Origin of the sequence: Herbaspirillum sp. GCM10030257 (assembly GCF_042666555.1) — a bacterium.
Classification (GTDB): domain Bacteria; phylum Pseudomonadota; class Gammaproteobacteria; order Burkholderiales; family Burkholderiaceae_D; genus Noviherbaspirillum.
The window spans coordinates 58,396-78,002 of the sequence record NZ_JBHTDH010000016.1; the positions used below are offsets into that span (position 1 = coordinate 58,396).

A 19,607-nucleotide genomic window follows, 5' to 3' on the forward strand; every position below is an offset into this window, starting at 1 on the left:
CAATTCCGCCCGGGTGGTACTTACTTAATATGCCCGTTTGTCAGACTTGATCTCCTGGAGAATCATTGTTGCAATCTCTTCAATGGATTTTGTCGTCGATGACATCCACTTAATGCCTTCACGGCGCATCATCTTTTCGGCCTCGTTGACCTCATAGCGACATTGCTCAAGCGCTGCATACTTGCTGCCAGGACGGCGTTCATTGCGGACCTCGGAGAGGCGATCGGGGGTAATCGAAAGGCCGAACAGCTTTTTCTTGTAAGGGAGCAGGCCACTCGGCAGCTTATTACGTTCGAAGTCTTCCGGAATCAGCGGATAGTTGGCCGCTTTCACCCCGTATTGCATGGCGAGGTACAAACTGGTCGGCGTCTTTCCTGACCGCGATACGCCAACCAGGATGACGTCCGCCGACGCAAGGTTCTGGTTCGACTGGCCGTCATCGTGGGCCAGGGAAAAATTGATCGCCTCGATCCGGTTCTTGTATTCGTCAGAATCGGCAATGTTGTGGCTGCGGCCTATTGTATGCGTGGATTTTACGCCGAGTTCCTGCTCCAGCGGTTCGACGAAGGTCTGGATCAGGTCCATATGCATGCCCTTGGAATGGCGTACCACCGAGGACAATTCCGCTTTCACCAATGTCGAAAAGACAATAGGCCGCTTGCCATCGCGTTCGTAGGCGTCGTTGATTTCCCGAACCGCCTCGTAAGCCTTGTCCAGCGTATCGATAAAGGGCAGTCGCACTTCCTTGAAACGCAGTTCAAACTGGGTCAGCACGGAATGCCCGAAAGTCTCGGCGGTGATGCCGGTGCCATCCGACACGAAGAAGACAGTACGGTCGGCGGCGGGTAAGTGGTGTACGGGCAAGTCTGGCATAATCAAATTGAATATAGATCAACGGTAAGTGCAAATTTGTATAAAGCAGGAAGCAGTTGCACACTGTAAAATGACGATCAATTAATGACCAACATCGTGCTCACCAAGAATAACAAAAAGAACCGGGCGGCGAAGGCGCATATGCAGATTTCTTATCATCAAAACAGGTGTAGTTATGTCCAACGCAGTATCCAACGGGGCAACCCAGGGGGCTACATACGTAGCAGCCTTTGAAAATCTAAGAATGACGGACGTTGAGTCCGTCGGCGGCAAGAACGCATCCCTCGGCGAGATGATCAGCCAACTGGCTGGCGCTGGCGTTCGTGTGCCTGGTGGTTTTGCGACCACCGCGCAGGCATTCCGCGATTTCCTCGAGCACAGCGTCAATGGCGGCGCCACGCTCGCGCAGCGCATTGCCGATCGCCTTTCATCCCTGAATATCGACGATGTCCGCGCTCTGGCGCAGGCTGGCAGCGAGATTCGCCAGTGGATTATCGATACGCCTTTCCAGCCCCGCCTGGAACAGGAGATCCGCGATTTCTACGACCGCCTGGTCGCCGATTCATCGGCCGAAATGTCGTTTGCCGTGCGTTCCTCCGCGACCGCCGAAGATTTGCCGGACGCTTCGTTCGCGGGCCAGCAGGAAACCTTCCTGAACGTGGTCGGTATCGACAATGTTCTGGAAGCGATCAAGCACGTTTTCGCCTCCCTGTATAACGATCGCGCGATTTCGTATCGCGTTCACAAGGGTTTTACGCATGCGGAAGTCGCTTTGTCCGCCGGCGTGCAGCGCATGGTTCGTTCCGACGTCGGCGCGGCTGGCGTGATGTTTACCCTTGATACCGAATCTGGCTTCAAGGATGTTGTATTCATTACTTCCAGTTATGGACTGGGCGAGACGGTTGTGCAAGGTGCAGTCAATCCGGATGAGTTCTACGTCCACAAGCCGATGCTCGAACAAGGCAAGCTGCCGATCATCCGTCGCAACATCGGCTCCAAGCTGATCAAGATGGAGTTCACCGGCGAAGCCAAGGCGGGTCGCTCCGTCAAGACCGTCGATGTACCGATCGAACTGCGTAACCGCTATTCGTTGAATGACCAGGAAATCGTCGAACTGGCAAAGTACGCCGTCATCATCGAAAAGCACTATGCCCGTCCGATGGACATCGAGTGGGGCAAGGATGGCCGTGACGGCAAGCTCTACATCCTCCAGGCGCGTCCCGAGACCGTGAAGTCGCAGCAGAAGGCAACCGATGCACAGCAGCGCTTCAAACTGAAAAACACCGGCACTGTACTGGCGTCCGGTCGTGCGATCGGTCAGAAGATCGGTGCCGGTCCGGTACGTGTCATCCATGATCCATCCGAAATGGAACGTGTCCAACCCGGTGACGTACTGGTCGCCGACATGACCGATCCCAACTGGGAGCCGGTGATGAAGCGCGCCTCCGCAATCGTCACCAACCGTGGCGGTCGTACCTGCCACGCGGCGATCATCGCACGCGAACTGGGTGTCCCTGCAGTCGTGGGCTGCGGCAATGCAACCGACATGCTGAAAGACGGCACGCTGGTTACCGTGTCTTGCGCGGAAGGCGATGAAGGGCATATCTACGACGGCCTGCTGGAAACCGAAGTGACCGAAGTATCGCGAGGCGAACTGCCGAAGCTGCCGTTGAAGATCATGATGAATGTAGGTAACCCGCAACTGGCGTTCGACTTCCAGTCGATCCCGAACGGCGGTGTCGGTCTGGCTCGTCTCGAGTTCATCATCAACAACAACATCGGCGTGCATCCGAAAGCCATCCTGGAGTATCCGGGCATTGATGCAGATCTGAAGAAGGCTGTGGAATCGGTCGCTCGCGGTCACGCATCGCCCAGGGCTTTCTACGTCGACAAGCTGGCGGAAGGCATCGCCACCATTGCCGCCGCGTTTTGGCCCAAGCCGGTTATCGTGCGTTTGTCCGACTTCAAGTCGAACGAGTACAAGAAGCTGATCGGCGGTTCGCGCTATGAGCCTGATGAAGAAAACCCGATGCTGGGCTTCCGCGGCGCGGCGCGTTACCTCGCCGAAGACTTTGCCGAATCCTTCCAGATGGAATGCGAAGCGATGAAGCGGGTTCGTAATGACATGGGCCTCACAAACGTGGAAATCATGGTGCCGTTCGTGCGAACGCTCGGACAGGCAGAAAAAGTCGTCAACCTGCTGGCAAAAAACGGCCTCAAGCGCGGCGAGAATGGCTTGCGTCTGATCATGATGTGCGAAGTGCCATCGAATGCGATCCTGGCCGACCGTTTCCTCGAACATTTCGACGGCTTTTCGATCGGTTCCAACGACCTGACCCAGTTGACGCTCGGTCTGGACCGCGATTCCGGTATGGAACTGCTCGCGGCGGACTTCGACGAGCGTGACGATGCAGTGCGTGCCTTGTTGTCGCAGGCCATCAAGGCGTGCCTTGCCCAAGGCAAATATATCGGTATCTGCGGTCAGGGACCATCGGATCATCCCGACTTTGCCGAATGGCTGATGAAGGAAGGCATTGCGTCGATCTCGCTCAATCCGGATACCGTGGTCGATACCTGGCAGAAGCTTGCGTCGGCGGCTTAATATCCACACGTAGGAATGCTTCTGAAAAACGCGGACTTCGGTCCGTGTTTTCTGGGTAGTGATTGTGTTGTATGCGGGCCAAAACGACGTCGCCATGACGCAAAAGCGTTTGAAGCGCCGCAGTTTTCGATTAGACTTGAGCCAACTTATTTCCGCACAACAACCAACAAAAACAGCTGTACCGTTGTTGTATTGCGCCCCTGTTGCCCTGATGGGCCACGGGGGCTTTTTATTTGTACAATGGCATCATGATGCCCAACGGGAGGTATGCATGGCAGACTGGATAGTTTGGTTTGGATTGGCCGGGGTGCTTGTCATCCTGGAGATGTTCAGCGGGACGTTTTACCTCTTGATGATAGGGCTGGGCATGGCGGCGGGCGGCCTGGTATCACTTGGAACGGAAAGTCGGCCTGTACAGTTGCTTACGGCGGCGGTGGTTGGAATCATTGCGACTTATGCGTTGCGCCGCAGTCGATGGCTGCGTCCCGCCCGTCATGACGCAACGAAGGATCCAAACATCAATCTCGATATTGGGCAAACCGTCCATGTCGACGCCTGGACCGGCAACGAAGGCGAGCCCAGGACCGCGCGCATCCTGTATCGTGGTGCCTACTGGGATGCCGAACTGCAAGACGGTGTGGCGCCGCATCCCGGGACGTTCGTCATCAGGGAAATCCGTGGAAGCCGGCTGATTCTTGCGCTCGGCCATCCACGATAACAATGAAAAGAAAAGGGAAGCGCAATGGAAATTAGTTTTGGCAGTCTCAGTATCGTCCTGTTTATTATCGCCGTCGTTTTCGTCATCAAGACGATTAATGTGGTGCCGCAACAGCATGCTTGGGTCGTCGAACGGCTCGGCAAATACCATGCGACGCTCGGTCCCGGCCTCAACATCGTATTGCCGTTCATCGACAGGATCGCCTACAAGCATTCGCTGAAGGAAATTCCACTCGATGTGCCAAGCCAGGTCTGTATCACCAAAGACAATACTCAACTCCAGGTCGATGGCATCCTGTACTTTCAAGTGACGGATGCGATGCGCGCCTCCTACGGTTCATCGAACTACATTGCCGCCATTACCCAGCTTGCCCAGACTACGCTGCGCTCGGTGATCGGCCGCATGGAACTCGACAAAACCTTCGAGGAACGCGATCACATCAATAAGGCGATCGTCAGCGCCATCGACGAATCCGCCGCGAACTGGGGTGTCAAGGTCTTGCGTTATGAAATCAAAGACCTTACGCCGCCGAACGAAATCCTGCACGCCATGCAGGCTCAGATTACGGCGGAACGTGAAAAGCGTGCCTTGATTGCCGCTTCTGAAGGTCGTCGGCAAGAGCAAATCAATATTGCCAGCGGCGAACGCGAAGCCTCGATCGCGAGGTCAGAAGGCGAAAAGCAAGCCGCCATCAACCGCGCACAAGGCGAGGCCGCGGCAATCCTGTCGATTGCGGAAGCCAGCGCCGAAGCGATCCGCAAAACAGCAGGTGCGATACGCGAGCCGGGTGGAGCGGACGCGGTCAGCCTCAAAGTCGCGGAGCAGTATGTCGATGCGTTCGCCAAACTTGCAAAGACAAACAATTCCATCATTGTCCCTGCTAATCTTGGTGATATCAGCACACTGATCGCGAGCGCGATGCAGGTGGTGAAGGCGCAGCCGAAGGTTTGAAGCGGATTGCATATTGAGGCACGCGCATCCGGGTTAGATGTGCGTGACTTGAAATGCCAATCAAGCTGATTTTCTGCAGTTCAGTCTGGAAATGTACTGCGCGCACTGCTCACGCGACGACAGGCAACGTCTTCCGGCTTACGGACTGCTGATCGTTCCAATTCATACCGTCACTATGGCAGTCATCGTACTTGCTCTGCACAGTGTCGTAACGGATGCCGTAATGAGGCGATGCCTGATGCCTCGTCCCGGCTAACGCCGGTTCTGCTTCAGGATGGATTGCTGCTCGCGCTGCCAGTCGCGCTGTTTTTCGCTCTCACGCTTGTCATGCTGTTTTTTGCCCTTGGCAAGGCCGATTTCGCACTTGATGCGGCCCTTCGTGTAGTGCAGGTTGATCGGCACCAGCGTGTAGCCGGCGCGTTCTACCTTGCCGATCAGCTTCTTGATCTCTTCGCCGTTAAGCAGGAGTTTGCGGGTGCGCACCGGATCGGGCGAGACATGGGTCGACGCGGTCGCGAGCGGGCTGATGTGCGCACCGAACAGGAAAACCTCGCCCTTGCGAACGATGACATAGGCTTCCTTCAGTTGTGCGCGGCCCGCGCGGATCGCTTTGACTTCCCAGCCTTCGAGCACCATGCCTGCCTCGTATCGCTCCTCGATGAAGTAATCGTGGAAGGCTTTTTTGTTATCGATAATGCTCATGAATGTGGGAAAGAGGGCAGGTCAGTTAAAATGAAGCTTCGTATTTTATCAAACGGTTATTTGCAATGGCTGTCGTACACAAGTCCGTGTTGCTGCCCTATAGCGCAGAACAGATGTTTGCGCTGGTCGACAAGATCGAGGATTACCCAAAATTTCTTCCCTGGTGCGGGGGCGCCGACGTGCGCACACGCGAGGGCAACAAGGTGGTCGCAATGCTGACCATCAACTATCATGGCGTCAAGCAATCATTCTCTACCGAGAACACCAATGCGCCACCGACATCGATCAATATGGTGCTCATTGAGGGACCTTTCAAGCAACTGCATGGTACCTGGAATTTCAAACCGCTTCGCGAAGATGCCTGCAAGATCGAATTCGAGTTGCATTACGAGTTTTCCAGCCGGGTACTCGAGCAACTCATCGGCCCGGTATTCAACTTCATAGCCAACAGCTTTGTGGATTCCTTTTGCAAGCGGGCCGAGGTCGTGTATGGCTGATCTCCGGATCCAGGTTTGCTACGCCAAGCCGGAATGGCAATTTTTGCGAGAACTGAGCGTAGTTCCCGGGACGACAATTCGTGATGCGATTCAAGTCAGCGGTCTGCTGGAGGAAGCGCCGGAAATCGATCTTTCGACTGCACGCGTCGGCGTATACGGCAAACTGAAGGAGCTCGACGCGCTATTGCGCGAGCATGATCGGGTGGAGGTTTACCGTCCGTTGATTGCCGATCCCAAGGATGCGCGCCGCCGTCGGGCCATCAAGAAAGAACGGCAGAAGTAACGCTGTCATTTCCCAAACAAAGATCCCGGCATGCCGGGATCTTCCAACGCGGCCATTACAATGCAGGCCACCGATCCTATCGCTGCCCCTAGAGGGATTTCATCGTCGTGTACCGTCGCCTCGGGCCGCCTTGACGCGCAGGACGGCGTTGCTTGTCGCTTGTGTGGCCCACCACACGGCACTTCGCGCGCCTTGCCCTGCACGCCAAGTCGACCCGCTTCTCCATACGCCACTAGGAAACTCGCTCTAGGATTTGCACTCGTCCAGTACCCGTCGCGATTCCCTGACTTCCTTGGCGCGTTGCTCATCGGACAAGAACGAGCGCTCGCCGTTTTTGTCCGTGCGGCTGATGCGTTCGCCCGACTCCAGGGCACGATAATATTCCTGCGCCCGTTCGCAATTCCTCGCTTTTTCCGAGGCGATCTTGGCTTCTTCTGCGGCCTTTCTCTCTTTCTCGGCACGCTCGGTCTGGCGCTTGCGGAATTCGGCATTCTTTTCCGCAGTAGTCATCTGCGATTTGGCCTCAGACCCGACCGATTCGGCCGGCGCCGCGGCGGGCGTGCTGCTACCCGGTTGTTTCAGGATGCGGCTGGCCGGAATCGATGATGGCGGGGGCATGTCGGAAAACTGCTTGACGCCCCTGTCATCGAGCCAGACGTATTGCGCATGGGCGGCACCAGCAAACCCCATGCAGATAAGGGCGGCGACAAAGGTATGACGGAAGAGGTTGTTCATTGGGATCCTTGCATCTATGCCATAAATGGCCATACGTGGATTTCGCCATGCTTTGGAGGTACTGTCAATGAACTTGCCAACTGCTTATATCTCAGAGGGACCGAAAAACGACTTGTAACAAGGATTTCTGTATAATGCGGCTTTGCGCCTATAGGAAACACTATGCGTCTACTCCAAAAAGCACTCACGTTCGATGACGTGCTGCTCGTTCCGGCCTACTCGGACATCCTCCCCAAAGACACCACCCTAACCACGCGCCTTACGCGCAATATCACGCTGAACATTCCGTTGCTATCGGCTGCAATGGATACCGTGACCGAGGCAAGGCTGGCAATTGCAATGGCGCAGGAAGGTGGCATAGGCATCGTTCACAAGAACCTCAAGCCAAAGGATCAGGCGCGCGAAGTCGCGAAGGTCAAGCGCTTTGAGTCCGGCGTCGTGCGTGACCCGATCACCATTCCGCCGACAACACGCATCCGTGATGTGATCGCCTTGTCGGAACAGCATGGCATCAGTGGTTTTCCTGTCGTCGAGGGCAAGACGGTCGTCGGCATCATCACCAACCGCGACTTGCGTTTTGAAGAAGAACTCGACGCAGAAGTGCGCGCAAAAATGACCCCGCGTGAAAAGCTTGTTGTCGTCAAGGAAGGCGCGGAGTTGTCCGAAGCCAAGCGCTTGATGAACAAGCATCGCCTGGAACGCGTCATCGTGGTCAACGATGCATTCGAGCTGCGCGGCCTCATCACCGTCAAAGATATCCAGAAAGCCACCGAACACCCGAACGCCTGCAAGGACGAACACGGCAAGCTGCGTGTTGGTGCCGCAGTCGGCGTCGGTGCCGATAATGAAGAGCGTATCGACCTGCTGGTCAAGGCCGGCGTCGATGTCATCGTGGTCGATACCGCGCATGGACATTCCAAGGGCGTGCTTGACCGCGTTCGCTGGGTCAAGAAAAACTATCCCCAGGTTGACGTCATCGGCGGCAACATCGCCACTGCGGCAGCGGCACTGGCACTTGTCGAGCATGGCGCCGACGGCGTCAAGGTCGGTATCGGCCCCGGCTCGATCTGCACCACCCGTATCGTTGCCGGTGTCGGCGTCCCGCAGATCACCGCAATTTCCAACGTCTCTGATGCACTGAAGAACAGCGGCGTTCCGTGTATCGCCGACGGTGGTATCCGCTACTCGGGCGATATCTCCAAGGCACTCGCGGCAGGCGCCTCCAGCGTCATGATGGGCAGCATGTTTGCCGGCACCGAAGAAGCGCCTGGCGAAGTCATCCTCTTCCAGGGCCGCAGCTACAAGTCGTATCGCGGCATGGGTAGCCTCGGCGCCATGTCTGATGGTTCTGCTGACCGTTACTTCCAGGATTCCGCCAACAATGCCGACAAGCTGGTACCGGAAGGCATTGAAGGTCGTGTGCCTTACAAGGGCAGCGTGCTCGCCATTCTGTATCAGCTGGTCGGCGGGGTTCGTTCGTCGATGGGTTATTGCGGTTGCGCGTCGATCGAGGAATTCCGTGAGAAAGCGGAGTTTGTCGAAATCACGTCAGCCGGCATGCGCGAGTCGCACGTCCACGATGTGCAGATCACGAAAGAAGCGCCGAACTACCGTGCGGACTGATCGCAGCGCGACTTAAGGCTCAAGCATGGTCATGACAAAATCGGCCGTCTCGCCAGGCGGCCAGTCTCCTATAGCACTTCCCGAGCAGGTCGAGGTCCCCCTGGACAACGACCTGGAGATGCTGCGCATCCGCCGTATCGGGAAAAAGCTGTTTGACGTCGCCAACTGCGTCATCACGTTCGGTAATGCGATTCCACCCGGCGTGGAGGACAACCCGTCGATGGCTGACCTGGAGACCGCGTTCTGTCATGACATCTCGCTGTCTGACGAAATCGTGGTTGTCCACGACGTATGCAAACATACGTCCCTTGGCAGCCATCGTGCAGTGAGCGGTGCGCCTTATATCCGTTTTTATGCGTCATATCCCGTGCACAATCAGGACAGGGCGCTGGTCGGCAATGTTGCCCTTGTCGATTACGCGCCACGTCCGGTATTCCGCGACGGCGACCGCCAGGCGCTGGCGGACCTTGCCGCTCTGGTTGAGCGCGAACTGGAACTGCGCTCGGTCAACGCATCACAGCTCGACCTGCAGAAGAAAAATAAGAACCTACGACGCAAGTCGCTGATTGATCCGCTCATCGGTACCTGGAACCGTGGTGCGATCATGCGTATCCTGACGATTGAAGCCATACGCTGCGACAAGCTCGGCCTGCCACTGTCATTGATTGTTGCCGATCTGGACTACTTCAAGAAAATCAACGATACCTATGGTCATCCGGCCGGTGATGCGGTCCTGGTGAAAGTGGCCAGTCGGCTGCGTTCCTGCATCCGGCCTCAGGAAGCGCTTGGGCGCTACGGCGGCGAAGAATTCCTGATTGTCCTGCCCGGCTCGTCGCACGTTACCGCGATGGCCGTAGCCGAACGCATGCGTGCTGCGATTGCGGCGCAGCCCGAGGTGATCGGCAGCGCCACGCTCAATCTGACGATCAGTGCCGGCGTCGCCTCGACAGACATGTTTACGACCGCAACCACCGAAGAACTGATCAGCCGTGCCGACATGGCCCTGTATGCCGCCAAGGATGCAGGACGTAACAAGGTCATGAACGCGACTCCCGATTCCCTCTGATTATTAAAACACCACCTTCCATGCACTCTAAAATCCTCATTCTCGATTTCGGTTCTCAGGTTACGCAGTTGATAGCGCGTCGCGTACGCGAAGCTGGCGTATTCTCGGAAGTTTTTCCTTATGATGTCAGCGATGAGTTTGTTCGCAATTACGGCGCAGCCGGCATCATCCTGTCCGGTGGACCGAACTCCGTGACCGAGGGTGATACGCCGCGTGCGCCGCAGGCCGTGTTTGAAGTGGGTGTGCCTGTGCTGGGCATTTGCTATGGCATGCAGACCATGGCGGAACAACTTGGCGGCAAGGTCGAAAATGGCAAGGTCCGCGAATTCGGCTATGCAGAAGTTCGTGCACGCGGTCACACCGCGTTATTGAATGGTATTGCGGATTTCGTGACAGCCGAAGGCCATGGCATGCTGAAAGTGTGGATGAGCCACGGGGACAAGATCATGGAGATGCCCCCAGGCTTCAAGCTGATGGCGTCCACCGACAACTGTCCGATTGCCGGCATGGCTGACGAAGAGCGAAAGATGTACGCAGTGCAGTTCCATCCGGAAGTGACGCACACGGTTCAGGGCAAGGCCATGCTGGGTCGTTTCGTGCACGAGATCTGCGGCTGCAAATCCGACTGGAACATGCCTGACTATATTTCCGAAGCCGTTGACGCCATTCGCAAACAAGTCGGCACCGACGAGGTCATTCTCGGTCTCTCGGGTGGTGTGGACAGCAGCGTCGCCGCAGCCTTGATTCATCGCGCCATCGGCGACCAGTTGACGTGTGTGTTCGTCGACCACGGTTTGCTGCGCCTTGATGAAGGCGCGATGGTCATGAACATGTTTGGCAAGAACCTCGGCGTGAAAGTCATCCACGTCGATGCGACTGAACAATTCATGGGCAAGCTGGCAGGTGTTGCCGATCCGGAAGCCAAACGCAAGATCATAGGCCGCGAATTTGTCGAAGTGTTCCAGGCTGAAGCGGGCAAGCTCAAGAACGCAAAATGGCTGGCGCAAGGCACCATCTATCCCGATGTGATTGAAAGCGCAGGCAAAGGCAAGAAGACAGCGCACACCATCAAGAGCCACCACAACGTCGGCGGATTGCCGGAGACGCTGAACCTGAAATTGCTGGAGCCACTGCGCGAGTTGTTCAAGGATGAAGTTCGCGAACTTGGTGTCGCTCTCGGTCTGCCGCATGACATGGTGTATCGCCATCCATTCCCGGGGCCTGGCCTGGGCGTCCGTATTCTCGGCGAAGTGAAAAAAGAATACGCGGACTTGCTGCGTCGCGCGGACGCCATCTTCATCGAAGAGCTGCGCAACACAACAGATGACGAAGGCAAATCCTGGTACGACAAGACCAGCCAGGCATTTGCGGTGTTCCTGCCGGTCAAATCGGTCGGCGTCATGGGCGATGGACGCACCTATGAATACGTGGTTGCCTTACGTGCCGTACAAACCCAGGATTTCATGACCGCCCATTGGGCACACCTGCCACACGAATTGCTCGGCAAGGTCTCCAATCGCATCATCAATGAAGTGCGTGGCTTGAATCGCGTGGTGTATGACATCTCCGGCAAACCGCCGGCTACAATTGAGTGGGAATGACGGGAGGCAATAATCTCTCGCCCCGCTTCACTGCGGGTCCGCACATCTTTCGACATGCGCCCGCGGTTTTCACGGGAGCTTACATTTTAGTCGTCGCGCCGCGTTGCGTTCCCCGTCTGGACAGTTTTTACGGCCACTGGGCCACACGGCGTATCTGTCCTTATATCTTGGACAGGACGTCGGGCCTTGCGTGGATGGACGGCATCATGTTTGCCTGTTCTGTCCCGTCGTGAGCTGTAATAGCGCTTTTAAAGGACGTTCCAAAAATGAAAGCCCGAATTTTTAGCGACGGGTAGCTTTCTTCTTGTGCACATCAATAAACCCCTTAATGCGCTTCGACCGTTGGCGTAATTTGACGTCCTGATCGAGCAGTATCTTTCTGTCGAGAAGATTTAGCGCCTGAACGTCATTGGTTCTTTCATACGTAATGCTGATGCAAGCTTGGTGCATGGTCGGTTCCAGCCCAGATTCATGGATATAACCATGTCCACCAAGAACTTGCATGCCAACGCCGGCGTCACGGTTTGTCACTCATAAACGCCTCGGCTACCGATGCCAGCAGTGCCACGATGGCATCCGTATGCTGCTTTGCGTTAAAGCCCGATGCCATCATCCAAGGTCGCTTTGCAAAGCTAGGCAGTAGGTCAGGGTAGGGCTTGCCATTTTGCCTTGGAATGCATATTTCTCATAAAATGATACGAAACGTACCGGAATTTATGTAATGATAGATAAAAAGACTGTTTCGGCTACTGTCTTTATTTGATCTTAAATATACGACCTGGATGTTGATAACAGCATTTTTCAAGGTCGCTGTTGCCGACAAGCTGGCATCCTACTTTAAAAGGAAGGGTGCGAAAGACGAGGTTAAATATTAAAACAGCTAAACGCCACCGAAACAGCACGCCGCAGGAAACAAACATAAGGCTTACCGGTGTGGCACACCTATGCGCCGGACGAAATAATTAAATGACTATCGAACTACTGCTGCCGTTTTTGGTTATCGTCGCTTTTTCGGCATACTTTCAGACTGTGACCGGTTTCGGGCTCGGCATGATTGTGATGGGAGCGATGAGCGGGCTCGGCCTCATGTCCATCGCAACGATTGCATCAATTAACAGCTTGCTGTCTTTAATCAATAGCGCGGTTGCCCTGCCAGGCGCACTGCGTTCCATCGAATGGCGCCTCGTTCGTACAGTTCTCTATGGAATGGTTCCGGGCCTCATTGTTGGATTGATACTGCTCGACTCTTTGAGCAGTGCGTCATCACACATTCTCAAGTTCGTACTCGGGCTGACCATCATATACGGCGGTGTCAGCGTTGCGATTCAGCCATTGCATGCCGCCCAGGAAGCAAAGCGTTCAGTCTTCTTTGTCACCGGGGTCTTTAGCGGAGCACTAGGCGGGCTTTTCGGTATGGCGGGTCCGCCGTTGGTGTATCAGTTCTATCGCCAACGACTGAGTTTGCCGGAAATACGGTATAGCCTGATTTTTCTGTTCGCAACCAGTGCTGGCATCCGAACCATTTTGGTGGCAGGCCAAGGACAACTAACATTTCATGTTGTGCTATTGACTCTGATGGCCCTCCCTGTCGGCGTCGCGGCGACGTTCTTGGCCAAACGTTACCCCCCACCATTAAATGCGGTCGCGGTACGGCGCATTGCTTCCGCAGCCTTAGTATTTATCGGACTTACACTCATCTGGCCGTTGCTGCGGCAATTAATCCAATGAAGTCGTGGAACGCATCACAGCCGGATTTAGTCAGCCTGCTAGCAAGGGTTCCAGCGCTGATGCGGCGTTGTGAAGCTCGCCCACATGTTCGAGCAGATCACCAATCGACTTGCGTGCGACCGGAGCATGACAGGCCACGGCAGCCACCACATTGCCATTTGATGTCCGAATGGGTACAGCGATGGCAACCATTCCAAGCACGAATTCCTCATGGTCTACGCCGATGCCGGATCTTGCGATACGTGCGAGTTCAAGCTCCAACGCCACAGGGTCCGTAATGGTCTTGGATGTCAGTTTCTTGAGTGGCATCGTCGACAACAATCTTCGCTGCTCAAACAACGACAAATGCGAAAGAAACAGCTTGCCGCTCGCCGTGCAATGCATCGGAGCCCGCGTGCCTAGCAGCAGTTGCAGCCGTAGCGGCTCCTCGGTTTCAACACGATCCACGTAGAGAACGTTGTTTCCTTCGGGAACGACGAGATTGCACGTTTCACCAGTGATTGAGACCAGCTTGCCGAGCGTTGCCCGCGACACACGGATTAATGCATTATTGCGCAAGGCTGAAAGCGCCAACCTTGTGGCCGACGTACCGGGTACATAACCACCTCCCTCGAAAGGAGTACGCAAAACGTAGCCGTGCCGCTGCATGTGATCAAGCGTGCGCATCATTGTCGCCTTGGGCACATCCAGCCGGGATGCAAGTTGCGAAAGCGTCAGTGGCTGCGTGGCGTTTGCAAGATGTTCAATCAAGCGCAGGACACGCAGGGCACGCGCGTCTTCACCGTGATTCGTCGAACCGGTGTCGGACGCATCGCTATTCTGAAACGCTTTAGCCATATACTGTTTCACTTTCTGGTCTCTCTTGAAATTCTAATTGATGGCCCGGTCATCGAACCGGAGAGCAGCCCGTCACTTGGGGCGGCGATGGCAAGCCTCCCCATCAGCTTTCACGACATTGACGTGCACGTCAATACGACAGGCATGAAAACAGCCGCCGAGCTAGCGCCACAGGCGACTGATTTTGTCAGCGCAGTCAAAACCGGTACACATGTGCTGCTCAATACCATACGTCCCGTACTGCCTTTTTTAAGGTATCAGCGCAGCAGCCGAATACTGAACTTCGCAATCGCAGATCATGAAGGCGGACATGGTCGGTATTCGGTTTGCGACCGGACGAAGCGCGTGCAGGACAGCGCCATGTGGATTCTCGCGGATGAACTGGTGGATGCGGGCATCCATGCAACCTGTATTGTTTTGGGGCATAGAGAAGAGTCCGCGGCACCATTGGATCGGAAAGACAGCGGGGGCGGTGCATACCAGGCGCTGACCTTGGCCGATATCGCAGAAACGGGGTATTGGGTCGCGACCCAGCCTTCCCACCTGCATGTCACTCATATCGACCTACTGCCAACTGATCTGCCGTTCGTGCCGACGCAACGCGATCAACGTTAACACAATGCGCCTGCTTCCATCGCTGCGTCGCATCAAAGCTCGCACGCGTGTTCGCGGTCATGCGCGTACGGCCGGACTGTACCGACACGCATTACGTCCGGCTACGCGATCTCAATTTCTGGTTGTCGCTTTGTCGGATCTTTTGCATTAAAAGCGCCCGGCCAACCTCACGTCATATGCGGGGAAGCCAGCCTCCATGTTGCCTTTCCGGTCGGACGACGTACCAGCATCCGGTGACTGCTAGCTAACGTTCAAGCTGCTGGAAAAGACATCTAGACATCTAGACATCTAGACATCTAGGCAACATCTAAGCGCAAAAATATCTCATTTATTAAACCGAAAAATACCGTTTTTTGAAAAAGAATTTGACATTTCTTTTTTGTGGCCGTAAATTCTGTTCAAACACGTTTATCGGAACGTTTTGTACCGATTTCATGAATTTAACGCACAGGAGACTGCCATGCCCGACCAAGCCCCTTCTTCCCGCCTGCCCGCCGCACCGGCCACCCCCGCGGCTACCGGCCCGCAAAAGATGACCCCGTCCGAAGCCTTCGTCGAAACCATGGCCGCCAACGGCGTCACCGACATCTTCGGCATCATGGGCTCGGCCTTCATGGATGCGATGGATATCTTTGCCCCGGCCGGCATTCGCCTGATTCCGGTGGTGCATGAACAGGGCGCCGGCCACATGGCCGACGGCTATTCGCGCGTGTCGGGCCGGCATGGCGTGGTGATCGGCCAGAACGGTCCGGGCATCAGCAATTGCGTCACCGCCATTGCCGCGGCGTACTGGGCGCACAGCCCGGTGGTGATCGTCACGCCCGAGACCGGCACCATGACCATGGGCCTGGGCGGCTTCCAGGAAGCCAATCAATTGCCGATGTTCGAGGAATTCACCAAGTACCAGGGGCACGTCACCCATCCGGCCCGCATGGCCGAATACACCGGGCGCTGCTTTGACCGGGCGATGTCGGAAATGGGCCCGACCCAGTTGAATATTCCGCGCGATTATTTCTATGGCGAAATCAAGACCGAGATTCCGCAGCCAAGCCGGCTCGACCGCGGCCCCGGCGGCGAACACAGCCTCAATGAAGCGGCCGAGTTGCTGGCGCAGGCCAAGTTCCCGGTGATCATTTCCGGTGGCGGCGTGGTGATGGCCGATGCGGTCGAAGAGTGCAAGGCGCTGGCCGAGCGGCTGGGCGCGCCGGTGGTCAACAGTTATTTGCACAATGACTCGTTCCCGGCCAGCCATCCGCTGTGGTGCGGCCCGCTCGGCTACCAGGGCTCGAAGGCGGCGATGAAACTGATTGCACGCGCCGACGTGGTGCTGGCACTGGGCTCGCGGCTGGGCCCGTTCGGCACCTTGCCGCAGCATGGGATGGATTACTGGCCGAAGAATGCCAAGATCATCCAGATCGATGCCGACCACAAGATGCTGGGACTGGTGAAAAAGATTTCAGTGGGCATTTGCGGCGATGCCAAGGCGGCGGCCGTGGCCTTGACGCAGCGGCTGGCCGGCAAGACGCTGGTGTGCGACGGCAGCCGCAGTGCGCGGGCGGCCGAGATTGCCGAAGAAAAGGCGGCGTGGGAAAAGGAGCTGGACAACTGGACCCATGAGACCGACCCGTTCAGCCTGGACATGATTGCCGAACAGGAGCAGGAGCCGGGCAATTACCTGCATCCGCGCCAGGTGTTGCGCGAGCTGGAAAAGGCGATGCCGGCCGATGTGATGGTATCGACCGATATCGGCAACATCAATTCGGTGGCCAACAGTTATCTGCGCTTTGAAAAGCCGCGCAGCTTTTTTGCGGCGATGAGCTTTGGCAATTGTGGTTATGCGTTCCCGACCATCATTGGCGCCAAGGTGGCGGCACCGCACCGGCCGGCGATTGCGTATGCGGGCGATGGCGCCTGGGGCATGAGCCTGATGGAAACGATGACGTGCGTGCGGCACAACATACCGGTGACGGCGGTGGTGTTCCATAACCGGCAATGGGGTGCGGAAAAGAAGAACCAGGTCGATTTCTACAACCGGCGCTTTGTGGCGGGGGAGCTGGACAACCAGAGCTTTGCCGAGATTGGTCGGGCGATGGGGGCCGAAGGGATCCGGGTGGACCGGCTGGAAGATGTGGGGCCGGCGTTGAAGAAGGCGATCGACTTGCAGATGAACCATGGCAAGACGACGATTGTGGAAATCATGTGCACGCGTGAACTGGGCGATCCGTTCCGCCGCGATGCGCTGTCCAAGCCAGTACGCTTCCTCGATAAATACAAGGATTACGTCTGACGACGACGTAGGAAACGCCGTATTGCGAAGCTTCCTGCCCCCCGCTATCTAGGGGTTTGATTGCCGAAGCGAAGTTGAACTCAGGATCGAACAGCTTCGGCAGTCTTTTTTAACATCGAAGCCGTAGTCACCGCATATCGAGTAAGGGGAACGAATGAAGGCCCTGCATAGAATTATTGATACCGCACGCTCCAAGCCCAAGCGCATCGTGCTGTGCGAGGGCGGCGATGAACGCGTGCTGCGCGCTGCCGCACGTGCCAGCCGCGAAGGCTGTGCTCATATCGCCGTGGTCGGTGCACGTACGCTGGCCGAGACCACTGCACGGGAAAACGGAATCGATCTCGCCGGCATTGCGCTGATCGATCCGGCCGATTCGCCACATGCGGAAACGTATGCGCAGGAACTCTACAAATTACGGCAAGCGAAAGGCATGACGCTGGAACAGGCGCGCGACAAGGTGCGCGATCCGCTGTGCTATGCCAACCTGATGGTTCGCTGCGGAGATGCGGATGGTTCGGTGGCGGGCGCGGTGCACACGACCGCCGACGTGGTGCGTAATGCGATCCAGATCATCGGCGTGCAGCCTTCGTTCAAGCTGGTCTCCAGCTTCTTCCTGATGATGCTGTGCCAGCCTTTTCACACGCTCAAGGGTGGCCTGATCTTTTCCGACTGCGGACTGGTGGTTGATCCGAATGCGGAAGAACTTTCCGAGATCGCCATGGCTGCCGCTGACAGTGCGCGCAGCTTGCTGATGGAAGAGCCGCGCGTGGCCATGCTGTCCTTCTCCACCAGCGGCAGCGCTCACCACGCATTGGTGGACAAGGTGAGCGACGCGTCGCGGCGCGTCAAACAATTGCGGCCCGAATTGGCCATCGACGGGGACGTACAGCTCGACGCCGCGATCGTGGCTGAAATCGCCGACCGCAAAATCAAGAATTCCGCAGTCAAGGGCAGGGCCAACGTGTTAGTCTTCCCTAATCTCGATGCGGGCAATATCGGCTACAAGCTGGCCGAGCGCGTCGGTGGCGCGGTCGCTATCGGGCCGTTGCTGCAGGGATTGAAGAAACCGGCCAATGACTTGTCGCGCGGCTGCAGTGCCGACGATGTATATCATGTCATTGCCGTCACGGTCGTTCAGGCACAGACGTCTATCGCATAGCAATTTCTTGCACGGACGGCGTAGGGCCCTCCGTTGCATGTCAATCAGGTCGCATACCACGCACTACAAGGAGACAAGAATGTCAGAAAAAAACGCATCGCTTCCTTCAGATACAACCATCAACACCGCACGCCGCCGACTGATGGCCGGTGGCGCGACCGCGATCGCGGCGAGCATGACTGGATTGGCCAGGGCCGCCAGTACCGGCAATGCGCCAGCTACGCCGCCCGCACCGGGCAAGCCCTTGCCGCCTTATGTCGCGTGGAAGGATCCGAATGCCATGATCGTCCACACCGGCAACACGCTGGAAACCCGGCGCAGCGCATTCGGCAGCAGCATCATCACGCCGTCCGAACAACTCTATGTCCGCAACAATCTCCCCGCGCCTGATGCGAGCATCGTCGCCGACCGTGATGGGTGGGAGATCGCCGTGGAAGGCGTCAAGAATCCGCGTACGCTGACCGTGAAGGAACTCAAGACCTTGGGACTGGAGACGATGGCTACTGTGCTCCAGTGCTCGGGCAACGGCCGTGGGTATTTCCCCAGCAAGCCCAGCGGCACGGCGTGGCAGGTCGGTGCCGCCGGCTGCGTGGTATGGAGCGGCGTGCCGGTGCGCGTAGTGGTGGAAGCGCTCGGCGGTATGGTCGATGGCGCGGCCTACATGACCGGCACCGGCGGTGAGAAATTGCCAGATGGTATTGACCCCAAGAGCGTGATGGTCGAACGCTCGGTGCCCAGGAGCGCCATGGCGGATGCGCTGCTGGCCTGGGAAATGAATGGCGTTCCCATCCCGCTGGCCCATGGGGGACCGCTGCGCCTCATCGTGCCCGGCTATTCCGGCGTCAACAACATCAAGTACGTCAGGCGTCTGGCCTTTACCACCGAGCAGACCGACGCCGCGATACAGCGCACCGGCTACCGCATTTCTCCACCGGGACAAAAGGGCGACCCGAGCCAGCCATCGGTGTGGGAGATGAATGTCAAGTCCTGGATCAACAGTCCCGCTCCCGAAGGTGGTCCGCTCTCGGCAGGCCTGGTGCAGGTCAAGGGCGTCGCCTTCGGCGGCGTCCATGCGGTGCAAGGCGTGGAAGTCTCCGTCGATGGCGGTAAAACTTGGCAGGCGGCGAAATTCGTCGGCCCCGATCTTGGCCGTTATGCATGGCGACAGTTTGTGCTGCCGGTGAAGCTTTCCGCCGGGACGCACACATTGGCATGCCGCGCGACCGACGCCAAGGGCAATCGACAACCGGAGGAACGCATGGAAAACGCGGCGGGCTACAACAACACCAGCTGGCGCGATCACGCGCTGACCATCCAAGTTGTTTAAAGG

Annotated in this window: 18 protein-coding genes; 13 read left to right on the forward strand and 5 right to left on the reverse strand. The window is 56.9% G+C overall.

Annotated elements, in window-relative coordinates; genetic code table 11:
- Window positions 1-24 precede the first annotated feature (24 nt).
- The gene (locus ACFQUU_RS20885; RefSeq protein WP_382250047.1) at window positions 25-873 is read right to left on the reverse strand and encodes a pyruvate, water dikinase regulatory protein; all 849 of its coding nucleotides are present in this window, start codon (window positions 871-873) and stop codon (window positions 25-27) included.
- Between the two features lie 175 nt (window positions 874-1,048).
- Between ACFQUU_RS20885 and ppsA the strand changes: the two genes are divergently transcribed.
- The 3 genes from ppsA to ACFQUU_RS20900 all read left to right on the forward strand — a co-directional run bounded on the left by ppsA (window position 1,049) and on the right by ACFQUU_RS20900 (window position 5,144).
- Window positions 1,049-3,475 carry a phosphoenolpyruvate synthase gene (gene ppsA / locus ACFQUU_RS20890; RefSeq protein ID WP_382250048.1) on the forward strand — a complete coding sequence of 809 codons (2,427 nt, stop codon included), beginning with the start codon at window positions 1,049-1,051 and terminating at the stop codon, window positions 3,473-3,475.
- 271 nt (window positions 3,476-3,746) lie between these two features.
- On the forward strand, window positions 3,747-4,193 hold the full coding sequence (locus ACFQUU_RS20895) for an NfeD family protein (protein WP_382250049.1): 447 nt from the start codon (window positions 3,747-3,749) through the stop codon (window positions 4,191-4,193).
- Window positions 4,194-4,217: 24 nt separating this feature from the next.
- Entirely contained in the window at window positions 4,218-5,144 is a 927-nt protein-coding gene (locus tag ACFQUU_RS20900) for an SPFH domain-containing protein (RefSeq protein ID WP_382250050.1), read from the forward strand.
- Window positions 5,145-5,396: 252 nt separating this feature from the next.
- On the opposite strand, the gene smpB is transcribed toward ACFQUU_RS20900, so the two are convergent.
- Window positions 5,397-5,846: an SsrA-binding protein SmpB gene (smpB, locus tag ACFQUU_RS20905; RefSeq protein ID WP_057290023.1), complete on the reverse strand. Its 450-nt coding sequence runs from the start codon at window positions 5,844-5,846 to the stop codon at window positions 5,397-5,399.
- A 65-nt stretch (window positions 5,847-5,911) separates the two neighbouring features.
- Here smpB and ACFQUU_RS20910 point away from each other — a divergent pair, with 65 nt between their 5' ends.
- Together ACFQUU_RS20910 and ACFQUU_RS20915 are read left to right on the forward strand one after the other, a co-directional pair.
- Window positions 5,912-6,343 carry a type II toxin-antitoxin system RatA family toxin gene (locus ACFQUU_RS20910; RefSeq protein ID WP_382250051.1) on the forward strand — a complete coding sequence of 144 codons (432 nt, stop codon included), beginning with the start codon at window positions 5,912-5,914 and terminating at the stop codon, window positions 6,341-6,343.
- On the forward strand, window positions 6,336-6,626 hold the full coding sequence (locus ACFQUU_RS20915) for an RnfH family protein (protein ID WP_382250052.1): 291 nt from the start codon (window positions 6,336-6,338) through the stop codon (window positions 6,624-6,626). Before ACFQUU_RS20910 ends, ACFQUU_RS20915 begins: the two co-directional genes overlap by 8 nt.
- A 246-nt stretch (window positions 6,627-6,872) precedes the next feature.
- On the opposite strand, the gene ACFQUU_RS20920 is transcribed toward ACFQUU_RS20915, so the two are convergent.
- Window positions 6,873-7,361: a DUF4124 domain-containing protein gene (locus ACFQUU_RS20920; RefSeq protein ID WP_382250053.1), complete on the reverse strand. Its 489-nt coding sequence runs from the start codon at window positions 7,359-7,361 to the stop codon at window positions 6,873-6,875.
- A 162-nt stretch (window positions 7,362-7,523) separates the two neighbouring features.
- Between ACFQUU_RS20920 and guaB the strand changes: the two genes are divergently transcribed.
- The 3 genes from guaB to guaA are packed head-to-tail and all read left to right on the forward strand — an operon-like array spanning window position 7,524 to window position 11,651.
- A complete protein-coding gene (gene guaB / locus ACFQUU_RS20925; protein WP_382250054.1) occupies window positions 7,524-8,984 on the forward strand; it encodes an IMP dehydrogenase in 1,461 nt (486 codons plus the stop codon).
- Between the two features lie 31 nt (window positions 8,985-9,015).
- Window positions 9,016-10,050: a diguanylate cyclase gene (locus ACFQUU_RS20930; protein WP_382250055.1), complete on the forward strand. Its 1,035-nt coding sequence runs from the start codon at window positions 9,016-9,018 to the stop codon at window positions 10,048-10,050.
- 20 nt (window positions 10,051-10,070) lie between these two features.
- The gene (gene guaA, locus ACFQUU_RS20935) at window positions 10,071-11,651 is read left to right on the forward strand and encodes a glutamine-hydrolyzing GMP synthase (protein WP_382250056.1); all 1,581 of its coding nucleotides are present in this window, start codon (window positions 10,071-10,073) and stop codon (window positions 11,649-11,651) included.
- A gap of 282 nt (window positions 11,652-11,933) precedes the next feature.
- On the opposite strand, the gene ACFQUU_RS20940 is transcribed toward guaA, so the two are convergent.
- A complete protein-coding gene (locus tag ACFQUU_RS20940) occupies window positions 11,934-12,182 on the reverse strand; it encodes a hypothetical protein (protein ID WP_382250057.1) in 249 nt (82 codons plus the stop codon).
- Window positions 12,183-12,617: 435 nt separating this feature from the next.
- Between ACFQUU_RS20940 and ACFQUU_RS20945 the strand changes: the two genes are divergently transcribed.
- Window positions 12,618-13,379 (forward strand): TSUP family transporter, encoded by a 762-nt coding sequence (locus tag ACFQUU_RS20945; protein ID WP_382250058.1) that lies wholly within the window; start codon window positions 12,618-12,620, stop codon window positions 13,377-13,379.
- A gap of 30 nt (window positions 13,380-13,409) precedes the next feature.
- Here ACFQUU_RS20945 and ACFQUU_RS20950 read toward each other — a convergent pair whose 3' ends face one another.
- Window positions 13,410-14,129 (reverse strand): IclR family transcriptional regulator, encoded by a 720-nt coding sequence (locus ACFQUU_RS20950; RefSeq protein WP_382250059.1) that lies wholly within the window; start codon window positions 14,127-14,129, stop codon window positions 13,410-13,412.
- Here ACFQUU_RS20950 and ACFQUU_RS20955 point away from each other — a divergent pair.
- The 4 genes from ACFQUU_RS20955 (at window position 14,118) to ACFQUU_RS20970 (ending at window position 19,604) form a co-directional block, all read left to right on the forward strand.
- Window positions 14,118-14,831, forward strand: coding sequence for a hypothetical protein (locus ACFQUU_RS20955; RefSeq protein ID WP_382250060.1), 714 nt, complete (start codon window positions 14,118-14,120; stop codon window positions 14,829-14,831). The two genes, ACFQUU_RS20950 and ACFQUU_RS20955, sit on opposite strands and share 12 nt — an antisense overlap.
- Window positions 14,832-15,291: 460 nt before the next feature.
- Window positions 15,292-17,118 carry a sulfoacetaldehyde acetyltransferase gene (gene xsc, locus ACFQUU_RS20960; RefSeq protein WP_382250061.1) on the forward strand — a complete coding sequence of 609 codons (1,827 nt, stop codon included), beginning with the start codon at window positions 15,292-15,294 and terminating at the stop codon, window positions 17,116-17,118.
- A 154-nt stretch (window positions 17,119-17,272) separates the two neighbouring features.
- Window positions 17,273-18,277, forward strand: coding sequence for a phosphate acetyltransferase (gene pta / locus ACFQUU_RS20965; RefSeq protein ID WP_382250062.1), 1,005 nt, complete (start codon window positions 17,273-17,275; stop codon window positions 18,275-18,277).
- A 79-nt stretch (window positions 18,278-18,356) separates the two neighbouring features.
- Window positions 18,357-19,604, forward strand: coding sequence for a sulfite oxidase (locus ACFQUU_RS20970; protein WP_382250063.1), 1,248 nt, complete (start codon window positions 18,357-18,359; stop codon window positions 19,602-19,604).
- Window positions 19,605-19,607 lie beyond the last annotated feature (3 nt).